The sequence below is a fragment of the Bacillus sp. X1(2014) genome (assembly GCF_007678255.1).
The window spans coordinates 351832-370352 of sequence record NZ_VEED01000001.1 but is presented as its reverse complement, the minus strand read 5'-3'; the positions used below and the strand labels follow the sequence as shown (position 1 = coordinate 370352).

Genomic DNA, 18521 nt, shown 5'->3' with positions numbered 1-18521 from the left:
TTGGAGGGTCAATCTAATGGTTAATCAGGAACGTCTATTAAATGAGTTTTTAGAACTTGTGCAAATTGACTCAGAAACGAAATTTGAGACTGAAATTGCCAAGGTATTAAAACAAAAATTTTCAGAACTTGGTCTTGAAGTGTTTGAAGACGATACAACAGCTGTGACAGGGCACGGTGCTGGCAATTTAGTTTGCACGCTAGCGGCAACGAAAGAGGGTGTTGACCCGATTTATTTTACATGTCATATGGATACTGTTACCCCAGCTAAAGGAGTAAAGCCTTCTATAAAGGACGGCTACGTGGTTACAGATGGCACAACAATCTTAGGTGCCGATGATAAAACCGGAATTTCTGTTATGCTTGAAACCATCCGTCAGTTAAAAGAACAAAACCTCCCACACGGTTTGATTCAATTCGTGATTACAGTTGGGGAAGAGTCCGGTCTTGTCGGTGCAAAAGCACTTGATTCCTCACTGATGAAAGCAAAATTCGGTTATGCTTTGGATAGCGATGGCTTAGTTGGTAATGTTGTTGTAGCTGCTCCAACACAAGCAAAGGTAAAAACCGTTATTTACGGTAAAACAGCTCATGCGGGTGTTGCACCTGAAAAAGGTGTTTCCGCGATTACGATTGCAGCAAAATCGATTGCGAGGATGCCGTTAGGACGAATTGATCACGAAACAACTGCTAATATTGGACGCTTTGAAGGTGGTCAAGCAACCAATATCGTTTGTGACCGTGTGGATATTTTAGCGGAGGCCCGTTCACTAATCCCTGAAAAAATGCAAACTCAGGTAAACAAAATGAAGGAAGCATTTGAAACAGTAGCAGCAGAAATGGGCGGCAGAGCCGAAGTTAATGTAGAGGTCATGTATCCAGGCTTTAAATTTGGCGAAGGCGACCATGTTGTCGAAGTGGCTCGTAAGGCAGCTGCAAAAATCGGACGTAGTTGTGAACTTCAGCATAGCGGCGGCGGCAGTGATGCCAACGTATTTGCTGGCTTTAATATTCCAACTGTCAATCTAGCTGTTGGCTATGAAGAAATTCATACAACCAAAGAGCGTATGCCAGTGGAAGAATTGTATAAACTAGCAGAAATGACACTTGCGATTATCGATGAAGTAGCAAATCAATAATCTAATGGAAGGAGAACCTAACCGCGGGTTCTCCTTTTTGATATACTAAGGGAAGAATATGCGTTAAGGAAGTGCCAGCATGAAGGAAATGTACCCGAAAAACGGAAAAGTCATTTTACATGTAGATATGAATAGCTTTTATGCATCCGTCGAAATGGCTTATGACCCCAATCTTAAAGGGAAACCGCTCGCAATTGCTGGAAATGTAGAGGAGCGCAGAGGAATTATTGTCACCTGCAATTACGAAGCTAGAAAATTTGGTGTCAAAACAACGATGCCAATTTGGGAAGCGAGAAAACTTTGTCCTCAGTTAATCGTGATGAAACCGAATTTTGAACGGTATCGAGCCGTTTCAATTGGCATGTTTGAGATTCTCAGGCATTATACAGAACTTGTAGAACCTGTCTCGATTGATGAAGGATACCTAGATATTACAGAAAGTTTTGAGTATGGAAGCCCGATCGAGATCGCTGAAAGTATTCAAAAGAGGATATTAGAACAACTAGATATTCCTTGCAGTATAGGGATCGCTCCTAATAAATTTTTAGCGAAAACCGCCTCAGATATGAAAAAGCCAATGGGAATTACCATTCTTCGAAAACGTGATATTCCCAAAGTTCTTTGGCCGTTGAATCCAAATGAAATGCATGGCGTTGGAAAAAAGACAGCAGACAAATTACAGACGATTGGAATTCATACCATTGGTGATTTAGCAAAAGGAAATGAGATTCAATTAAAAACACTGCTAGGCATTAATGGAATTCGATTAAAAGAACGAGCCAATGGGATTGATCATCGCCCTGTTGACCCGGAAGCAATTGAGGAATTTAAGAGTATTGGAAATTCAACCACTCTTCCTCGGGACGTCAGCAATCAGCAGGAACTTTTTCGTGTGTTAACTGCATTAGCTGAAACGGTTTCCGTAAGGCTGAAACGAAAGAAGGTTTTAGCTGGAACGCTTGGAATAACTATTCGCTATAAGGATCGAAGAACGATTACCAGAAGTAAAAAACTTCCCAATCCTATTAATCAAAATGAGGACATTTCTTCCTTTGCTCAGCAGATTTTTCTAAAAGCTTGGAATGGAGATGCTGTTAGGCTGTTGGGGATTACAGGAAATGATCTAGTTGATCATGACCATGCCTTTAAACAGCTAGATTTATTTTCCTATGAAAAGGATGCTAAAAAAGAGCCTTTACTTAATACACTGTCCAGTCTCCGTGAAAAATACGGTAAAAAAATCATTGAAAATGCAGGGGAGCACAAGGCTCCTTCCTCGGATAATATTGGTACTGGAACAAGCTTTAATAAAGATTTTCTCCAAATACCTCCTAAAAACATAAATGAACGAGACTAAAAAGCACCACTTTTGCTGTCATAACAAAAGTAGTGCTTTTTGAACTTTTTATTTACACATATCTACTTCTAAATCAGTTACTGGCCACCAGAAGAAGCCGTCTTTTTCTAAAAGCTCATCCGACGCTTTCGGTCCTGTGGTCCCGGATTGATAATTAGGAAAGTTTTCAGCCTTCGTGTTTTCCCAAACTGCCGAAATTTTATCAACAAAACTCCAAGAATAGGCCACTTCATCCCAATGGGTAAAATTCGTGGCATCGCCTCGCATACAATCGTAAAGAAGCTTCTCATAGCCTTCAGGAGTATTCATCGCATGGATGCCGGTATTGGCAAAGCTCATTCTTACTTCCTGAGCATCTAAGTGTCCGCCTGCTTTTTTTGCGTTTAGATGTAAAGTAATTCCCTCTTCAGGTTGAATATGAATCACAAGGAGATTTGGGTTTAACATTTTTTCCGTTTGATAATATAAATTCATCGGAATATCTTTAAATTGAACGACAATTTTGGTCGATTTTGTTGACATCCTTTTCCCTGTCCGAATGTAGAACGGAACACCAGCCCAGCGGAAATTATCAATCATGATTTTACCAGCAACAAAGGTTTCTGTATTTGATTCTTTGTCCACCATCGTCTCATCACGATAAGCAGGAACTGGAACATCCTCAACCGTACCCTCACCGTATTGGCCGCGTACAAAATAATCATTAACCTCTTCTCCCTCAACCGACCGAAGTGCACGGAACACACGAACTTTTTCGGAACGAATTTCATCGGTGGAGAGGTTGATTGGTGGCTCCATCGCAAGCAAGGCTACCATTTGCATCATGTGGTTTTGAAGCATATCTCTAAGGGCACCGCTTGTTTCATAATAACGGCCCCGTTCTTCAACCCCGAGTATTTCACTAGAGGTAATTTGAATATTTGAAATATAACGATTATTCCAAAGCGGTTCAAATATAGCATTGGCGAATCGTATTACTTCTATATTCCGCACCATTTCTTTTCCTAAATAATGATCGATACGATATACTTCTTTTTCTTTAAATGCACTTCTAATTTGTCTATTTAACTCGATGGCAGATTCCAAGTCATGTCCGAATGGTTTCTCAATGACGAGGCGTTTATAACCCTTTACCTCTGTAAGTTTGTCTGATTTTAAGTGTAAAGCAATTGTTCCGAAAAATTCAGGAGCCATGGCAAGGTAAAAGATACGATTGCCTTCTAATTGATAGTTTTGATCAATCTCATCTGCTAAATTTTTTAACAATGTGTAAGAGTTGGAATCACTAACATCATGCGATTGATAGTAAAAATGCGAGATAAAATCATCAACCTTATCTTTATTTCCTAAGGCTGAGATGACCGAGTCTTTGACTGAATGCTGAAATTCATCATTGGATAGCGATCTTCTTGCAACCCCAATCACCGCAAATTTAGTTAATTTTCCTTTCTCAAATAACCGGTAAAGGGAAGGAAACAACTTCCGTTTTGCTAAATCACCAGTCGCACCAAAAATCATAATTAATGAAGTCATGTTTCCAGTTTGTTCCAAAGTAAATACCTCTTTTCCTTTTATGTAAAAATGCATGTTACTCTTATGTTTATATTGTTTGATTTTATCTCATTCGACTAGACTTCGCAAAAATAATACAACGCAATTAGACAATTTCTTTTATTTTTCACATAATAATTCCTGATATTCACTTTTCACTACTGCCCTTAGGGGAGAAAATAATATTTGTTTGTGCTATATTATCAATATTGGAAACAAAGGAACGGAATTTGAGAGGAGTTTATTATTGTGGATATTTTTTTCCTAGGAACAGGGGCTGGAATGCCGGCAAAACTCCGCAATGTCACGTCTATTGCACTGAAATTGCTTGAGGAGCGGGGGTCTGTTTGGTTATTCGATGCCGGTGAGGCTACCCAGCATCAAATTTTACATACTTCTATAAAACCGCGGCGAATTGAAAAAATCTTTATTACCCACCTTCACGGTGATCATATCTACGGGCTGCCAGGATTATTATCGAGCCGCTCTTTTCAAGGCGGGGAATCTGAGGTAACGGTTTATGGCCCCAAAGGGATAAAAGACTATATTCATGTCAGCCTATCGATAAGCCAGACTTATTTGAAATATCCTTTAGTTGTTATTGAAATTGAAGAGGGAATTATTTTTGAAGATGAGCAGTTTACGGTGGAAGTCAGACGGCTTGATCACGGTATACCTTCCTATGGGTATCGAATTGTAGAAAAGGACAGACCTGGAACATTGCTTGCTGATAAGTTGAAGGAAGCGGGTGTACAGCCTGGACCTATTTTTAGAAAAATAAAGAATGGTGAAACCGTAACCCTAGATGACGGAAGGACAATTGATCCCAATGAGTTTCTTGGGCCGGAACAGAAGGGGAGAGTTGTTACAATTTTAGGTGATACCCGTTATTGCGAAAATGCAATTTTCTTGGCTAAGAATGCCGATCTATTGGTACATGAAGCAACTTTTTCTGCTAATGAAGAAAAGCTGGCCCATGACTATTTTCATTCAACCACACATCAAGCTGCCGATGTTGCAAATAAGGCCGGTTGTAAGCTGTTATGTCTAACCCACATTAGCTCTCGTTATGATCGAAATGCTTGGCAAGAATTAGTAGATGAGGCGAAAGAAGTATTCCCGAATACGAATATTGCTGAGGATTTTAAAGAAATAAACCTGCCGCTCAAGTAATGTAAAAACGCACTTACCATAAAAATTAGGTAAGTGCGTTTGATTTATACGATTCAAATCCAGCCGCGTTCGTATGGCTTTGGTCCTTCGATACTTACTCCAAGTTCCTTGGCTGCAGTCCGCGGCCAATATGGATCGCGAAGTAATTCACGAGCTAAGAAGACTAAATCTGCTCTTTCATTTTGTAAAATTTCTTCTGCTTGAATCCCTGTAGTAATTAACCCTACAGCGCCGGTGGAAATACTAGCACCATTCTTAATGGTTTCAGAGTATTTTACTTGGTATCCAGGATATACGTCAATATGGGCAGGGACAACCGCACCAGAACTTACATCGATTAAATCGACACCCTGTTCTTTCATCCATTGACTATAAGTTATGTAATCATTTGGTGATAACCCTTCTTCGTGGTAATCATGTGCAGAAACTCTCACAAATAATGGGCCTTCCCAAACGGTTGTTACTGCATCAATCACTTCTCGGAGGAATCTGTAGCGGTTTTGGGCAGAGCCACCGTATTCGTCGGTTCTTTTATTGGACAGAGGTGATAGGAATTCATTGATAAGGTACCCATGAGCTCCATGGATTTCAATCACATCGAAACCGGCTTTTGCTGCACGCTCCGCCCCTTTTTTAAATGCTTCAATGGTATCTTTGATGTCTGAAATTGACATTTCCTTTGGTATTTTCATGTTTTCGTCAAAAGCTAGTGCAGATGGGGCAAGAATTTCACCTTCTAATCTGGCTTTTCTGCCGGCATGGGCGAGTTGAATGCCTGTTTTGGCACCCTGCTCCTTCATCAGACCAACAAGCTCAGTAAAGCCCTCTATATGGTCATCGCCCCATATACCTAAATCTCTAGTTGAAATCCTTCCTTGAGGTGTTACGGAAGTTGCTTCAACTATAATCAGCCCAACCTGCCCGACGGCTCTGGTTGTATAGTGAGTTCGATGCCAGTTTTGGATATGGCCATCTTCGTTATGGCTCGAATACATGCACATCGGTGCCATCACAATCCGATTTTTAAGTGTGATACCCTTTATGGTATAGGGGGAAAATAGTTTTGCTGCCATTTAGAAGCCTCCCGAAATCAAAAATAAACATTCCTTTTTTAGTATAGCAAAAGGAATGTTTTATTGAAAAAACTTAGCTCCTACTCTTTTTCTCTGAGTTCGCTTAACCGATAGGTGGTTCCCCTCCAAACAATACCGCCGCGTTTAAAGGTTAGAAGGCTCGCCCGAATAATCGAATATATAAACAACAGGGCAGTGATTGGCAAAACCAAAAACATGAGCGGAGAGAATAGGGTTAATTTTTTTATGACCACTACATAAAGTATTCCGCTTAGCATGATATTTCCAAAGGATAATAGGGCAACAGTCTTGTTTCCGGAAAAAATCGTCACAAAGGGCAAAACGTTAGTGATAAAAACCCCGAGGATTGCAAAAGCCACCATGCTGATTCGGTAGTGTAATCCGGCAAATGTATTCTTTTCTAGGCCGATGAAAGCTTCTTTTAAACTTCCATACCATTCTACTTCGATTAAATGTAATGCCGTCACAATACTTTGCTGATAACCAGCTTTTTTCATTTTCATTCCGAGCTGTAAGTCATCATCCGGGCGCATTTTTATTCTTTCGTGTGTTCCAAAAGACTCATAAGCTTCTTTTAAAACTAGATTAAAAGCGCCGATTCCTGTTCCAATCTTTGATTTTGGGTTGTTGGCTAACCACGGACGTTTGAAATATGAAAAGCCAAACATGAAAAAGGCAACAAATGTTTTTAACCAAAACCGGTTAGCGCTTAAGTTTGGCGCAGCAGTTAGGTGATCCAAGTCATTCCTTTCAAAATAATGGAGCGCTTTTGCGAATGCTTGTTTTTCAAATTGTATGTCTGCATCAGTAAACAAAAGCCATCTACCTGAAGCTTGGCGTGCACCCGTGTACAAGGCGTTATTCTTCCCAAGCCAGCCCTCAGGTAATTTTTCAATATGGATGACCTTTATGCGCGGGTCTTTTGTTGTTAATTCGTCCATGATATTACCTGTGGCATCAGTAGACCGATCGTTGACGAGAATCCATTCTACATTTTTGTAGGTTTGCTCTAACTGGCTGAGGATACTTGCAGCTATTTGCTTTTCTTCATTACGGGCAGCAACCACTACAGACAACAATGATCCATGCTCTAAGCCTGCTTCTTTTTCTAATGGATCTATTGTTCGCAAACCAATTATTCCGTCTATAAGAAAGATAATCCAGACTAGAATTCCTAAAGAAAATAAGAGCGTTAGCATGCCTGACACTTCCCTAGCCTTTTTTCCTAGTTTAATGTAATAAAGGCAAAAAGCCAATTTAGGAAGGTTGGTCAGCAGTTTGAAGCTTAGAACTTAATTCCATTCCCATTTTTTTAGATTGGGCCGTAGCTGCTTTGATACAAGAAATGAATGCTTCTTGGACCCCATGTTCCTCAAGTACTCGAATCCCAGCTTCTGTAGTTCCGCCAGGGCTTGTTACATCTTTACGCAGCTGGGTAGAGGACTTACTTGAGTTTTTGACCATTTCGGCTGCACCAAGCAGTGTTTGTACAATCAATTCACTGGCCATCTCTTTTTCAAGACCTACTTCAACGGCACTTTTCTCCATTGCTTCAATTAGATAATAAATATAGGCAGGACCACTTCCGGAAAGGCCAGTAACGGCATCTAACTGTGCTTCCTCCACAACGGAAGCTAAGCCGACAGTTCCAAATAAGTTTTTAGTTGTTTCTAACTGAGAATCGGTAACACGATGATTCACGGCTACAGCAGTGGCCGATTTTCCAACAGCTGCCGAGGTATTTGGCATCGACCTTACAATCGCAAGTGGTATTCTTGCTAATGTTTCAATGGTATCCATGGATACACCTGCTAAGACAGAAACTACGAGCATCTGCTCTGTTAAGTGTTCACGAATTGAGTGAATGGCAGTGGCGACGTCCTTGGGTTTCATGGCTAACATCACAATGTCTGTTTGATCAAACAGTTCATTCAAATTATAAGTCGTTTGAATTCCATAACGTGTTTCTAAGGCAGTTAATCTTTCTTGATTAGAATTGTTTGTGATCCATATATTTTTTTTATCAATAAAACCATTTTCAAGAATTCCTGAAATGAATGCTTCCGCCATCGATCCTGCACCAATAATTGCAATTTTTTTCATGTATATTCCTCCTTTATTTTCCCGTGTCTAGCTTCAGTGCCTAGGGGCGACTGGCGCTGAAGCTTTTCTTAGAATAAAACAAAAAGACCCCTCATCCGTAAAGGACGAAAGGTCTAACTTCCGTGGTACCACCTTCATTACCCTCACATCATTTCCATAAGGGTTCACTTGACTCCGATAACGCCGGATATGCGTTAGGTTTTCCTAAGTGCTCCTAAGGTAGGTTCAATGATTAAGAGGGCGGTGAAGTCTTTCAGCCGTCGAACTTCACTCTCTTTCGCCATTTCTCATTTACTGGCCTTATTCATTGCTTTAACGAATTAAATTTTTACTAGATTATGCAAGATAAACAACCTATCTGTCAATAGCTAAATTTAGAGAATTTTTTATTTTTTCTAAAAAATTATGCAGTTATAATGACATTTGGTTAAAATATCGCTACACTTTAGTATATATAATAAATTTCACATAATGTTCATATCTATATCAATGGATTCTTTATTTGAAAATAATGATAAGGGGATTTAGGAATGACAAAATGGAAAGACGGAATAGCAAAAATTACGGTGCCAACTCCTTTTGCGGTTGGGGATGTCAATGTTTATTTGATTAAAGGCGATCGCTTAACACTTGTTGACGCGGGAGTGAAAACGGAAGAGTCCTGGATGTCGTTTAAGAAGCAATTAGAGGATTTAGACTTAAGTCCAGCTGATATCGAGCAAGTAATTCTAACACATCATCATCCCGATCATGTTGGGATGCTTGATTTTTTTCCAGATACCTTAGAAGTATACGGTCATCATCTGAATGAACGATGGATTCAACCTACAGAAGCTTTTTTTCAAGAACAAGAAGAATTTTTTCGTGTCCATTTTCTAGAGTTCGGTCTGCCTGAGGAATACTTTCCTTTACTTTCAAATTTAAGAAAAACATTGAAATATTCATGCAACCGCTCATTGACCGGACATCTTGATGAGGGAATGAGACCTCCTGGGCTAAATGAATGGCAGGTCATTGAAACACCGGGTCATGCCCAAAGCCACATTGCCCTGTACCGGGAAAAGGATGGGATTTTAATTGGCGGAGATTTGATTTTAGCACATATTTCACCCAATCCATTGTTAGAGCCTCCGGTCCCTGGTGAAATTGAAAGACCAAAGCCACAGATTCAGCATAATGACTCGATGAAGAAACTGCTTTCGTATCCTATTCAATGTGTCTATACAGGGCATGGGGAGGAAGTTTATAAGTTAGCAGAGTTGGTTGATAAACGATTAGTGCGGCAGCACGAGCGGGCCATGACCGTTCATAGCTGGTTAAAAGAAGAAGAGTTGACCGTATTTGAAATTTGTAAACGCTTGTTTCCGTCTGTTTACCAGCGCGAACTAATGCTGACCATTTCCGAAACCGTCGCACAACTTGACTATTTATCATCTATTGGGGAGATTAGTAGTAGGGGGACAAATCCTGTTCTTTTTCAGGCTAATTTTTAGCCTTGGAATCAACTCAGATGAGGTGTAGAAATGATTAGGGAACAATTAAAAGGTAAAAATATTGTGATAACTGGTGCTTCTGGAGGGATTGGAGCGGAAATCGCCAAGCTATGTGCTTCTAGCGGTGCCAATCTTGTGCTATTAGCCCGAAGTATTGGTAAACTCGAACAATTGCGAATGGATCTCCAGCAAAAGCATCCGGTTAAAGTGGTTGTTTATCAGTTGGATGTGTCGGATACAGTTCAGGTACAGAAGATATTTCAACGGATTTTCGATACAATCGGAGATATTGATATTCTTGTCAATAATGCTGGTTTTGGAGTTTTCCGTGAAGCCCATTTGGCGACATTGGATGAAATCAAGGGAATGTTTGATGTGAATGTGGTGGGGCTTATGGCCTGCACAAGCATGGTACTGCCGAAAATGCGTGAAAGGCGTTTTGGGCATATAATCAATATTGCCTCCCAAGCTGGGAAAATTGCCACGCCTAAATCGAGTGTCTATTCAGCCTCAAAGCATGCGGTTCTTGGTTACACCAACTCACTGCGGATGGAATTAGCAGATTTTAATGTACTTGTGACCTCTGTGAATCCTGGCCCAATCGCTACCAATTTCTTCAATATTGCTGACGAAAAGGGCACCTATGTTAAAAATGTGCAGAGATTTATGCTCAAGCCCGAGTATGTTGCTGAAAAGGTCGTGGACAGCATGCTGACGAAAACAAGGGAGATCAATTTGCCGCGTTGGATGAATATGGGAAGCGTCGTATACGTGCTCTTCCCCCGACTGTTTGAGCGGATTGGCAAACGGGCTTTTAATCAAAAATAAACAATGAAGCAGTAAGCCTCTTATCGGGGGCTTTTTTTGTTTTGAAGGTATTAATTAGCCTGTTAAAAATTCATACACTGTATCATTGATGACTTCATATAAGTTTGCAGCTGGTTCGTCCTCTTTTAATTGGAGTATTCGCTTTGTGAGCATCTCCAAATCCTTTTCACCAATAGGCATGGAGTCCGCTTCGTAATATTGTTTAAAACAATTTCTAATCATCTTCACAACTAGTTTTTTATCCATAAACATGCACCTCACTCACATTATACTATTTTTTATAGAGCTTCCATAAATGAATAAATGTTAAAAAAATTTCCATTGAATACGAACGCATATTCGCTTATGATAATGAATATAATAAAAAGGAACGAATGTTCGATATTTAAGGTGTGAGGGATCAGTCATGGTGGATTACAGCGTACTGCCGCAAAATAAAATTTTATGTGTAGACATGAAGAGCTTCTATGCTAGTTGTTCGGCTGTCATGCACGGCCTTGACCCAATGGAATGTTATTTAGCTGTTGTCGGTCAAAAAGAGCGGCAGGGAAGTATTGTCCTTGCTGCTTCGCCGCGGATGAAAAAAGAATTTGGCATCAAAACGGGTTCCCGGATGTTCGAGATTCCCAAAGACCCTAGGATTCAAATTGTTGAGCCCAAAATGGCCACGTATTTACGAATTGCAACAGAAATTTCGCGTGTATTTAATCGCTATGTTCCAAAAGAAGCAATTCATGTCTATAGCGTCGATGAAAGCTTTATTAAAGTGGATGGTGCGATGCAGTTGTGGGGGGATGCCCACACGATCGCCCAAAAAATAAAGAATGATATTGAACGGGAGTTTCAGTTGCCATGTGCCATTGGAATTGGCCCAAACATGCTGCTGTCTAAGCTATGTCTTGACCTTGATGCCAAGAAAAAAGGAGTGGCCGAGTGGACGTATGAAGATGTCCAAACCAAGCTTTGGAATGTATCGCCGCTTAGAGAAATGTGGGGGATCGGCAGACGCGTGGAAAAAACATTAAATGGAATGGGTATTTTTAATGTCGGTCAGCTTGCCCGCTATGATTTAGAAATGTTGGAAAAGAAATTTGGCATCATGGGAAACCAGCTTTATTATCATGCCTGGGGTGTTGATCTCTCTGAATTGGGTGCACCGCTTATTCAAGGGCAGATTAGCTTTGGAAAAAGTCAAATTCTGTTAAGGGACTATAAAGAGGAAGCGGAAATTAAGACGGTCATTTTAGAAATGTGTGAGGAGGTAGCGAGAAGGGCACGGACGCATCGAAAGGCAGGGAGAACGATTAGTCTCGGAGTTGGCTATAGTCAGGACGAATTTGGCGGCGGTTTTCATCGCTCGAGAACGATCGGACAGCCAACAAATGTGACGATGGAGCTTTATCGTGTTTGCCTTGAATTATTTCATGAGCATTACTCTGGAAAGACGGTGCGGCAAATTTCGATTGCCATCAGCAATATTGTTGATGACCTTGAGCTCCAGCTGGATCTTTTCGACATGGGTGCCTATAAGCGGCGTGAGCTTGGCTATGTGGTAGATACGGTGCGCAGACGCTTTGGCTCGGGTTCCTTGTTGCGCGCTGTTTCTTATACGGCTGCCGGAACCGCTAAGCACCGGGCTACACTTGTCGGCGGACATAAAAGATAGGAAAGAAGGAGAGGCGTATGATTCGTGATCGCGGAAGGATCAAATGGACATCGATGATGCTTCCTGAGCATGTGAAATTACTCAGGGATTGGGTGAAGGAAGATCGGTATGAACAGAAACGAGAGATGGATGAACAGCAGCTGGAATTGATGAATGAGATTTTGTCCGAAGCGATTGAGTATGATCAGTACGTTACAATTACCCATTACCGAAATCGGAACTATGAAATCGTGATTGGCAAAATCCATTACTGGGACGAACTGACCCAACGGCTTCATGTGCTGGACCGCTTTGAAGAGGTGCACCGGATTCCGATAGATGCCATTGCTGACATCCGGATGACGGAGACTTAAATCCATGAGCAAAGTTGAATCAACCTCACGTAACATGTGGTACAATCACCATATGCTAAACAGAGGGGAGTAATCAACGTGGAGATCAATATAACAGCAGCGGCAGCAGAAAAAATAAATCAAAGAGTTAATGGTCGAGAAGGCTACTTAAAGCTAAAATACGATACCGACGGCTGTGGTTGTGCGGTTAATGGGGTAGTGGCATTGTGGTTTGTCCCGAATCTAGATTCAGATGATATTGCGATTGAGACAAATGATCGAACGGTTTATGTGGAAAAATCAAAAACAGTTTTTTTTGATGAGCAAATGAAAATTGATTTTTCTAATACGGCCAATTGCTTTCAACTAAAGAGTCCACAGCAAATCCTTAATGGTCATATGAGTTTACTAATCAAAGAAAAAACAGACTGATCCATTTTGGACAGTCTGTTTTTAGCTTGGTAAGGCACGATCAACATACTTTTGTAAAAATTCATCAATTACCCGTTCATAATCAGCCCGGTTTTCGTTAAAGGACTGAGCGTGGCGGCCATTAGTAGCTAAATAGAGCATTTTAGGCCCTTTTTTATGTTCAAACAAATCCTTTGTCATGGTCGGAAGAATAAAATCATCCTTTTGGCTATGAATAAACAAAATTGGATGTTTGATATTTTCAATGACCGAAATCGGTGATACATTTCGAATCGAATATTTATCCCGCAGACGTAAAAGAGCATCACCAAGCGGCAATAAAAGGCTAGGGACGAGCTTAAAGTCCCTTTTAATGAGATAGGCAAGCTGCTCCTTAAAATCCGAAAATGGACAATCAGCAATATAAAAATCAGCACCGTCCTCAAGAAGCCCAGCATAGAGAAGCATGGTAGCGGCCCCCATCGATTCCCCGTGAATTCCCAGTTCAAGCTGAGGTCCTTTTTCTTTTTTGAGCCAATCGACGACAGTTTTTAAATCGAATTTTTCATAATGACCAAAGCTAGTGGTTTTGCCCCCGGATTCCCCGTGGCGGCGATGGTCATAAATTAATGTATTAAACCCCCGCGCTAAAAACAGATTAGCGTATTTAATCGAATTAATTTTCGTTTCGGTTACCCCATGAGAAATAATGATATAACGATTGGTCTGGTGCGGTTCAACGAGCAGAGCTTTAATCATATAACCAAAAGGGGAAGAAATATCTATTTCCCGCTTCGGCAAGGATTCAAATTCCTCAGGATTATACCTGCCAGCCTCTTTTTCCCGTCTTAAAATTAAATCCTCATCCTTCTTTTTCATATACATAAGGCGGTTTGTAAAATACAAACCAAGAGATAACCAGAATAACAACAAGGCAAACAAGGTTCGGAGTGTCTTCTTCAACAATGGCACCTCCCGTGTTTTTTTATATAAGGTATGAAAAAAATAAGCTCCAAGCGCCCATAAATTAACAGTTTTAATTTTAGCATAGAAAAAGCCGCTGGCACCAACGAGCGGCTTTGGAGCTGACAAAAAAATTTATTGCTCAGCGTTTTGTCTTTTGGTAGGGTGGATTGCTTTTTCGACTTCTTCAGCAGCCATCACTCGCTGTCCTCCACCTGCAGTTTCAGCATAGTTTTTTCCCTTTTGACTGGAACCTTTATCCCGTTTTTGGCTCAAAATAATCAGTCTCCCTTCAAGCTAGTCTCAATTAATAAGATGCATTAGTAGAAGACCGATTATTCACAGAAAGTAAATTTAGACAGTTTGCGCATGCAGACGATAGTATCCGCTTTCAATTTGTCTGGAAAGATGAGGGCGTACGACTTCAATCGCATCAATCAACTTATTCAAATCAACCCCGGTATCAATCCCCATCCGTTCAAGCATATAAACTACGTCCTCTGTTGCTACATTTCCGGAAGCACCAGGTGCAAATGGACAACCGCCAAGTCCGCCGGCAGAGGTATCGAATCGGTCGATTCCTGCCTGGAGAGAGGCAAAAATATTCGCAAGGGCAAGCTTTCGTGTGTCATGAAAATGGGCGGTTAAGAGTGTATGAGAAAAAAGCTTTTTCAATTGGGAAAACAAAGCAAAGCACTCATCTGGAGCTGCCATCCCGATGGTATCGGCAACACTTAATTCATCGACCCCTGCGTCAACAAATTCCTTGCAAAGCTTTATCGTATCACTCTCATTGATTTTTCCCTCATAAGGACAATAAAAAGCAGTAGAAATGCAGGCCCGAACAAAATAATTCTTCTCTTTTAATTCAGAAATGATCGGTACAAGTTCCGTCATACTATCTTTTGTTGTTTTATTAATATTTTTAAGATTAAAGCTATTGCTGACGCCAACAAACACAGCAACAGCCTGACAATCGGTAGAGTATACCCTGTCAATCCCTCTACGATTCGGAGCTAGAACAATATTTCTGTCATCAGCAACAAGGCAGTCGGTTACTATTTCAGCGGCATCGCTCATTTGAGGCACCCATTTCGGTGATACAAACGATGTGAGTTCCATTTCGTGAAGACCAGCATTTCTTAATCTGCTGATAAATTGTTTTTTTATAACAGTTGGTACAAATAACTTTTCATTCTGCAGTCCATCCCGAGGGCCGACTTCGATGATCGTGACCTTTTTAGGTAAATTTAGCATTCATTTTCCACCTCCGATAATCATACTTTCATTGTAGTGGTGTTAATTTCAAAAAAGCAAGAATAATAGAAATTTTGACAAAATAAAAGGATTTTTTCGTATTTTACTAGAAATAAGTAAAGGAAAAAAGTGATGAGGGAGGGAAAACAGCATGAAGAAAATTTGTACATCCTTCCAGGAGGCAGTTGCTGATATTCATGATGGGGCTACCTTGATGGTTGGTGGATTTGGGTTGTGCGGAATACCAGAAAATCTGATTTTGGCCTTAGCAGAAAAAGGCGTGAAGGATTTAACGGTCATTTCAAATAACTGTGGGATTGATGAGTGGGGGTTAGGATTGCTCCTAAATAATAAACAAATCAAAAAGATGATTGGATCCTATGTGGGTGAAAATAAAGAGTTTGAGAGACAGGTTTTAACTGGTGAACTAGAGGTAGAATTAACGCCTCAGGGCACACTCGCTGAAAAAATCAGGGCAGGTGGGGCTGGAATTCCAGCATTTTATACACCTGCTGGAGTAGGAACTCCAGTTGCAGAGGGGAAAGAAACGAAGATTTTTAACGGAAGAGAATACCTGCTAGAAGAGGCACTAACGGCCGATTTTAGTCTTGTGAGGGCGTGGAAGGGTGACAAAATGGGGAATCTTGTTTACCACAAAACGGCACGGAATTTTAACCCGATGATTGCGGCGGCTGGGAAAGTAACAATTGCAGAAGTGGAAGCGCTTTATGAAATTGGTGAATTAGATGCTAATTTTATTCATACCCCAAGTATCTACGTGCAAACAATTATCGAAGGAACACAGGAAAAACGAATTGAGAGATTGACAGTTAGTAAATAGTTTTGGGGAAGGGAGAGAGTACAATGGCGAATGAAAAAGTCTCTGTCAGAGAGAGAATTGCAATCAGGGCAGAGAAGGAAATCGAAAATGGCTTTTATGTAAACCTAGGCATTGGTATGCCAACCTTGGTTGCCAATTATATGTCAGCTAATAAACAAGTGGTCTTGCAATCTGAAAATGGTCTTCTTGGCATCGGGCCTTATCCAAGTGCGGACGAGGTGGATCCCGATTTAATCAATGCTGGTAAAGAGACTGTTACAGCGATTAGTGGTGCAGCCTATTTCGATAGCGCTGAATCATTTGCAATGATTCGCGGCGGCCATGTCAATTTGGCGATCCTTGGTGGAATGGAAGTATCCGAAACTGGCGATTTAGCGAATTGGATGATCCCAGGAAAGATGATAAAAGGCATGGGCGGTGCGATGGATCTTGTTCATGGTGCTCAAAAAATAATTGTAATCATGGAGCATGTTAATAAAAAAGGTGAATCAAAAATATTGAAAGAGTGCACGCTGCCTCTTACAGGTAAAGGGGTAGTCAATCGGATTATCACCGAGCGCGCAGTCATGGATGTGACGGACACTGGTCTTAAATTGGTGGAAGTAGCAAAAGGATTTACGATTGAGGAAGTTGTCAACTCTACGGAAGCCGCATTATCAGTGGACGAAAATGTGAAAATTGAAGCTTATTGATTTAGCCGCTCTGTTGATTGGAGCGAAGCCGCCTGGAGTGGAGATCAACAGACTAGTTAAAAGAACCAATAATATAGAAAAGCAGGCAGCAAGAAAATAAAGCCTGCTTTTTTCTGTGGGCACCTTTGCTGACATGATATAATATAAAGGAATTTTGACAACGGAGGCATTTTGGATGAAAAAGCAAAACAGACAAAAAAATCAATCAAAACCCAAAAAAGATGATTCAGCGGTCACGCTTGGCGATATGATCAATCCCAATTTATTTAAACAATTAAAAGAACAACAGGAACAGCTGAAAGCAGCAGAAGCAAAAAGAATAGAAGAAGAAGAGCAAAAAAAACGAGAAGAAAGAAGATTAAAAGAAAAAAACAAATCATTTGAAGAACTATTAAATGAAAGCGGCATGAATTGGAAGGAATTTAAATAAAAGGCTGTGTTAAAGGTTAATTTTGATTTTGGACTCTGTTGATTGGAGCGGAAGGCACGAAGACTCCTGCGGGAGGACGGGGCAGGGGAGACCCCTCAGGAGCGCAGCGACGAGGAGGCTCGCCGGACCGCCCGCGGAAAGCGAAGTGCCTGGAGCGGAAATCAACAGACTAGTTTTAACACAGCCAAATAAGAAATGATAAAAAGGAGAGCGGATAAACGCTCTCCTTTAACGATGTTCTTTATAGATACTTACTTTCGTTAATTCTCTAATGAGAGAAACTTCTTCAGCAGAAAGCGGCTGACTTCTAACTGCATTCACATTACTTCTAACTTGCTCTGGACTGCTTGCCCCGGTGACAACAGAAGCAACAACAGGATTTGCGAGATTATACTGAAGGGCGATCTCTGTAAAGGAACGAGAGTCCGCTAGTCTTTCCTTCAGCATTGGCAAGACTTCATTCAACTCGGTTAAGCTATAGTCTTGATAACCCTTATCAGTTACTTTCTCCAGCATTTTGTCACTTAAAAGGCCTTTGGCAAGTGGGCCGCGGGTTACAAGGCTTACACCATGCTCTTGTAGTAATGGAAGTGCTTCTTCTTCAGGGCGGCGGTCTAGGATACTATATTGCATCATCACTGAAACAAGACTAGACTTTTTAACATATTCCCTAATAACATTTGGGCGAATTGATGAAATCCCGTAATAGCGAATAAAGCCTTCCGATTTTAATTCTTCAAACGCTTCAATCGTTTTCTCAATAGGATCATCAATTGTCCCGCCATGCAGCTGATAGAGATCTATATAGTCTGTGCCCAGTCGTTTAAGACTTTGTTTGACTTCTTCCTTTATATATGACTTCGACGGGTCCCATGACCATCCTTTCTTATCTTGGCTCCAGCGGTTCCCAACCTTGGTGGCAATAATCACATTTTCACGTATATCCTTTAATGCTGCCCCAACAATTCTTTCGTTTTCACCAAAATCATATAAATCAGCGGTATCATAATAATTAATACCTTCCTCAAGTGCGGCCTCAATAATTTTTCGTGCCGTCTTCTCCTCGGTTCCAATTGACATACAACCAAGCCCTACTTCTGTTACATACAAATCTGAATTTCCCAGTTTTCTCTTTTTCAAAAAATCACCCGTCCTTTTTCTACAATTTTAATAAAGAAAAGGACAGACTACA

The 18521-nt window shown here is 40.8% G+C and carries 21 protein-coding genes; 12 read left to right on the top strand and 9 right to left on the bottom strand.

The genetic code is table 11. The annotated features are described in order from the left end of the window. The first annotated feature begins 16 nt into the window (after positions 1-16). Entirely contained in the window at positions 17-1138 is a 1122-nt protein-coding gene (locus tag FS608_RS01965) for a tripeptidase T (RefSeq protein WP_144547596.1), read from the top strand. A gap of 79 nt (positions 1139-1217) precedes the next feature. After that, positions 1218-2495: a DNA polymerase IV gene (locus FS608_RS01960; RefSeq protein ID WP_144547595.1), complete on the top strand. Its 1278-nt coding sequence runs from the start codon at positions 1218-1220 to the stop codon at positions 2493-2495. Between the two features lie 48 nt (positions 2496-2543). Here FS608_RS01960 and zwf read toward each other — a convergent pair whose 3' ends face one another. Then, positions 2544-4013 (bottom strand): glucose-6-phosphate dehydrogenase, encoded by a 1470-nt coding sequence (zwf, locus tag FS608_RS01955; protein WP_144547959.1) that lies wholly within the window; start codon positions 4011-4013, stop codon positions 2544-2546. Between the two features lie 282 nt (positions 4014-4295). Here zwf and rnz point away from each other — a divergent pair, with 282 nt between their 5' ends. Further along, entirely contained in the window at positions 4296-5219 is a 924-nt protein-coding gene (gene rnz / locus FS608_RS01950) for a ribonuclease Z (RefSeq protein WP_144547594.1), read from the top strand. Positions 5220-5272: 53 nt separating this feature from the next. Here rnz and namA read toward each other — a convergent pair whose 3' ends face one another. The 3 genes from namA to proC form a co-directional block, all read right to left on the bottom strand. Further along, positions 5273-6292 (bottom strand): NADPH dehydrogenase NamA, encoded by a 1020-nt coding sequence (gene namA / locus FS608_RS01945; RefSeq protein WP_144547593.1) that lies wholly within the window; start codon positions 6290-6292, stop codon positions 5273-5275. An 80-nt stretch (positions 6293-6372) separates the two neighbouring features. Next, a complete protein-coding gene (locus FS608_RS01940; RefSeq protein WP_144547592.1) occupies positions 6373-7512 on the bottom strand; it encodes a glycosyltransferase family 2 protein in 1140 nt (379 codons plus the stop codon). Positions 7513-7570: 58 nt separating this feature from the next. After that, entirely contained in the window at positions 7571-8416 is an 846-nt protein-coding gene (gene proC, locus FS608_RS01935) for a pyrroline-5-carboxylate reductase (RefSeq protein WP_144547591.1), read from the bottom strand. 530 nt (positions 8417-8946) lie between these two features. Between proC and FS608_RS01930 the strand changes: the two genes are divergently transcribed. Together FS608_RS01930 and FS608_RS01925 are read left to right on the top strand one after the other, a co-directional pair. Further along, positions 8947-9909: an MBL fold metallo-hydrolase gene (locus FS608_RS01930; protein ID WP_144547590.1), complete on the top strand. Its 963-nt coding sequence runs from the start codon at positions 8947-8949 to the stop codon at positions 9907-9909. A gap of 30 nt (positions 9910-9939) precedes the next feature. Beyond that, complete coding sequence (locus tag FS608_RS01925; protein WP_144547589.1) at positions 9940-10737, top strand: SDR family NAD(P)-dependent oxidoreductase; 798 nt, start codon at positions 9940-9942, stop codon at positions 10735-10737. 54 nt (positions 10738-10791) lie between these two features. Here the strand turns inward: FS608_RS01925 and FS608_RS01920 are convergent, their stop codons facing one another. After that, positions 10792-10983, bottom strand: a complete 192-nt coding sequence (locus tag FS608_RS01920) for a YqzH family protein (RefSeq protein WP_144547588.1) — start codon at positions 10981-10983, stop codon at positions 10792-10794. 160 nt (positions 10984-11143) lie between these two features. On the opposite strand from FS608_RS01920, the gene FS608_RS01915 reads away from it, so the two are divergent. The 3 genes from FS608_RS01915 (at position 11144) to FS608_RS01905 (ending at position 13167) form a co-directional block, all read left to right on the top strand. Next, a complete protein-coding gene (locus FS608_RS01915; RefSeq protein ID WP_144547587.1) occupies positions 11144-12403 on the top strand; it encodes a Y-family DNA polymerase in 1260 nt (419 codons plus the stop codon). A gap of 17 nt (positions 12404-12420) precedes the next feature. Continuing rightward, positions 12421-12756, top strand: coding sequence for a YolD-like family protein (locus tag FS608_RS01910; protein WP_144547586.1), 336 nt, complete (start codon positions 12421-12423; stop codon positions 12754-12756). 78 nt (positions 12757-12834) lie between these two features. Then, positions 12835-13167 carry an iron-sulfur cluster biosynthesis family protein gene (locus tag FS608_RS01905; protein ID WP_144547585.1) on the top strand — a complete coding sequence of 111 codons (333 nt, stop codon included), beginning with the start codon at positions 12835-12837 and terminating at the stop codon, positions 13165-13167. Positions 13168-13188: 21 nt separating this feature from the next. Here FS608_RS01905 and FS608_RS01900 read toward each other — a convergent pair whose 3' ends face one another. The 3 genes from FS608_RS01900 to FS608_RS01895 all read right to left on the bottom strand — a co-directional run bounded on the left by FS608_RS01900 (position 13189) and on the right by FS608_RS01895 (position 15366). Continuing rightward, the gene (locus tag FS608_RS01900) at positions 13189-14109 is read right to left on the bottom strand and encodes an alpha/beta hydrolase (protein ID WP_144547584.1); all 921 of its coding nucleotides are present in this window, start codon (positions 14107-14109) and stop codon (positions 13189-13191) included. 135 nt (positions 14110-14244) lie between these two features. Then, on the bottom strand, positions 14245-14385 hold the full coding sequence (locus FS608_RS30035; RefSeq protein ID WP_180230143.1) for a hypothetical protein: 141 nt from the start codon (positions 14383-14385) through the stop codon (positions 14245-14247). A gap of 78 nt (positions 14386-14463) precedes the next feature. Further along, complete coding sequence (locus tag FS608_RS01895; protein WP_144547583.1) at positions 14464-15366, bottom strand: hydroxymethylglutaryl-CoA lyase; 903 nt, start codon at positions 15364-15366, stop codon at positions 14464-14466. A 151-nt stretch (positions 15367-15517) separates the two neighbouring features. Between FS608_RS01895 and FS608_RS01890 the strand changes: the two genes are divergently transcribed. The 4 genes from FS608_RS01890 to FS608_RS31070 all read left to right on the top strand — a co-directional run bounded on the left by FS608_RS01890 (position 15518) and on the right by FS608_RS31070 (position 17502). Then, positions 15518-16207 carry a CoA transferase subunit A gene (locus tag FS608_RS01890; RefSeq protein ID WP_144547582.1) on the top strand — a complete coding sequence of 230 codons (690 nt, stop codon included), beginning with the start codon at positions 15518-15520 and terminating at the stop codon, positions 16205-16207. Between the two features lie 23 nt (positions 16208-16230). Next, a complete protein-coding gene (locus FS608_RS01885) occupies positions 16231-16899 on the top strand; it encodes a 3-oxoacid CoA-transferase subunit B (protein ID WP_144547581.1) in 669 nt (222 codons plus the stop codon). A gap of 175 nt (positions 16900-17074) precedes the next feature. Continuing rightward, entirely contained in the window at positions 17075-17329 is a 255-nt protein-coding gene (locus tag FS608_RS01880) for a YqkE family protein (protein WP_144547580.1), read from the top strand. A gap of 38 nt (positions 17330-17367) precedes the next feature. Next, the gene (locus tag FS608_RS31070) at positions 17368-17502 is read left to right on the top strand and encodes a hypothetical protein (RefSeq protein ID WP_260871555.1); all 135 of its coding nucleotides are present in this window, start codon (positions 17368-17370) and stop codon (positions 17500-17502) included. Between the two features lie 55 nt (positions 17503-17557). On the opposite strand, the gene FS608_RS01870 is transcribed toward FS608_RS31070, so the two are convergent. Next, positions 17558-18469 carry an aldo/keto reductase gene (locus FS608_RS01870; protein ID WP_144547579.1) on the bottom strand — a complete coding sequence of 304 codons (912 nt, stop codon included), beginning with the start codon at positions 18467-18469 and terminating at the stop codon, positions 17558-17560. Between the last annotated feature and the right edge of the window lie 52 nt (positions 18470-18521).

Bases quoted from the DNA above. Each gene is read 5' to 3' on its own strand.
- FS608_RS01965 (WP_144547596.1), top strand. From the start codon at position 17: ATGGTTAATCAGGAACGTCTATTAAATGAGTTTTTAGAACTTGTGCAA.
- FS608_RS01960 (WP_144547595.1), top strand. From the start codon at position 1,218: ATGAAGGAAATGTACCCGAAAAACGGAAAAGTCATTTTACATGTAGAT.
- zwf (WP_144547959.1), bottom strand. From the start codon at position 4,013: ATGATTTTTGGTGCGACTGGTGATTTAGCAAAACGGAAGTTGTTTCCT.
- namA (WP_144547593.1), bottom strand. From the start codon at position 6,292: ATGGCAGCAAAACTATTTTCCCCCTATACCATAAAGGGTATCACACTT.
- FS608_RS01940 (WP_144547592.1), bottom strand. From the start codon at position 7,512: ATGCTAACGCTCTTATTTTCTTTAGGAATTCTAGTCTGGATTATCTTT.
- proC (WP_144547591.1), bottom strand. From the start codon at position 8,416: ATGAAAAAAATTGCAATTATTGGTGCAGGATCGATGGCGGAAGCATTC.
- FS608_RS01930 (WP_144547590.1), top strand. From the start codon at position 8,947: ATGACAAAATGGAAAGACGGAATAGCAAAAATTACGGTGCCAACTCCT.
- FS608_RS01925 (WP_144547589.1), top strand. From the start codon at position 9,940: ATGATTAGGGAACAATTAAAAGGTAAAAATATTGTGATAACTGGTGCT.
- FS608_RS01920 (WP_144547588.1), bottom strand. From the start codon at position 10,983: ATGGATAAAAAACTAGTTGTGAAGATGATTAGAAATTGTTTTAAACAA.
- FS608_RS01915 (WP_144547587.1), top strand. From the start codon at position 11,144: ATGGTGGATTACAGCGTACTGCCGCAAAATAAAATTTTATGTGTAGAC.
- FS608_RS01910 (WP_144547586.1), top strand. From the start codon at position 12,421: ATGATTCGTGATCGCGGAAGGATCAAATGGACATCGATGATGCTTCCT.
- FS608_RS01895 (WP_144547583.1), bottom strand. From the start codon at position 15,366: ATGCTAAATTTACCTAAAAAGGTCACGATCATCGAAGTCGGCCCTCGG.
- FS608_RS01890 (WP_144547582.1), top strand. From the start codon at position 15,518: ATGAAGAAAATTTGTACATCCTTCCAGGAGGCAGTTGCTGATATTCAT.
- FS608_RS01885 (WP_144547581.1), top strand. From the start codon at position 16,231: ATGGCGAATGAAAAAGTCTCTGTCAGAGAGAGAATTGCAATCAGGGCA.
- FS608_RS01880 (WP_144547580.1), top strand. From the start codon at position 17,075: ATGAAAAAGCAAAACAGACAAAAAAATCAATCAAAACCCAAAAAAGAT.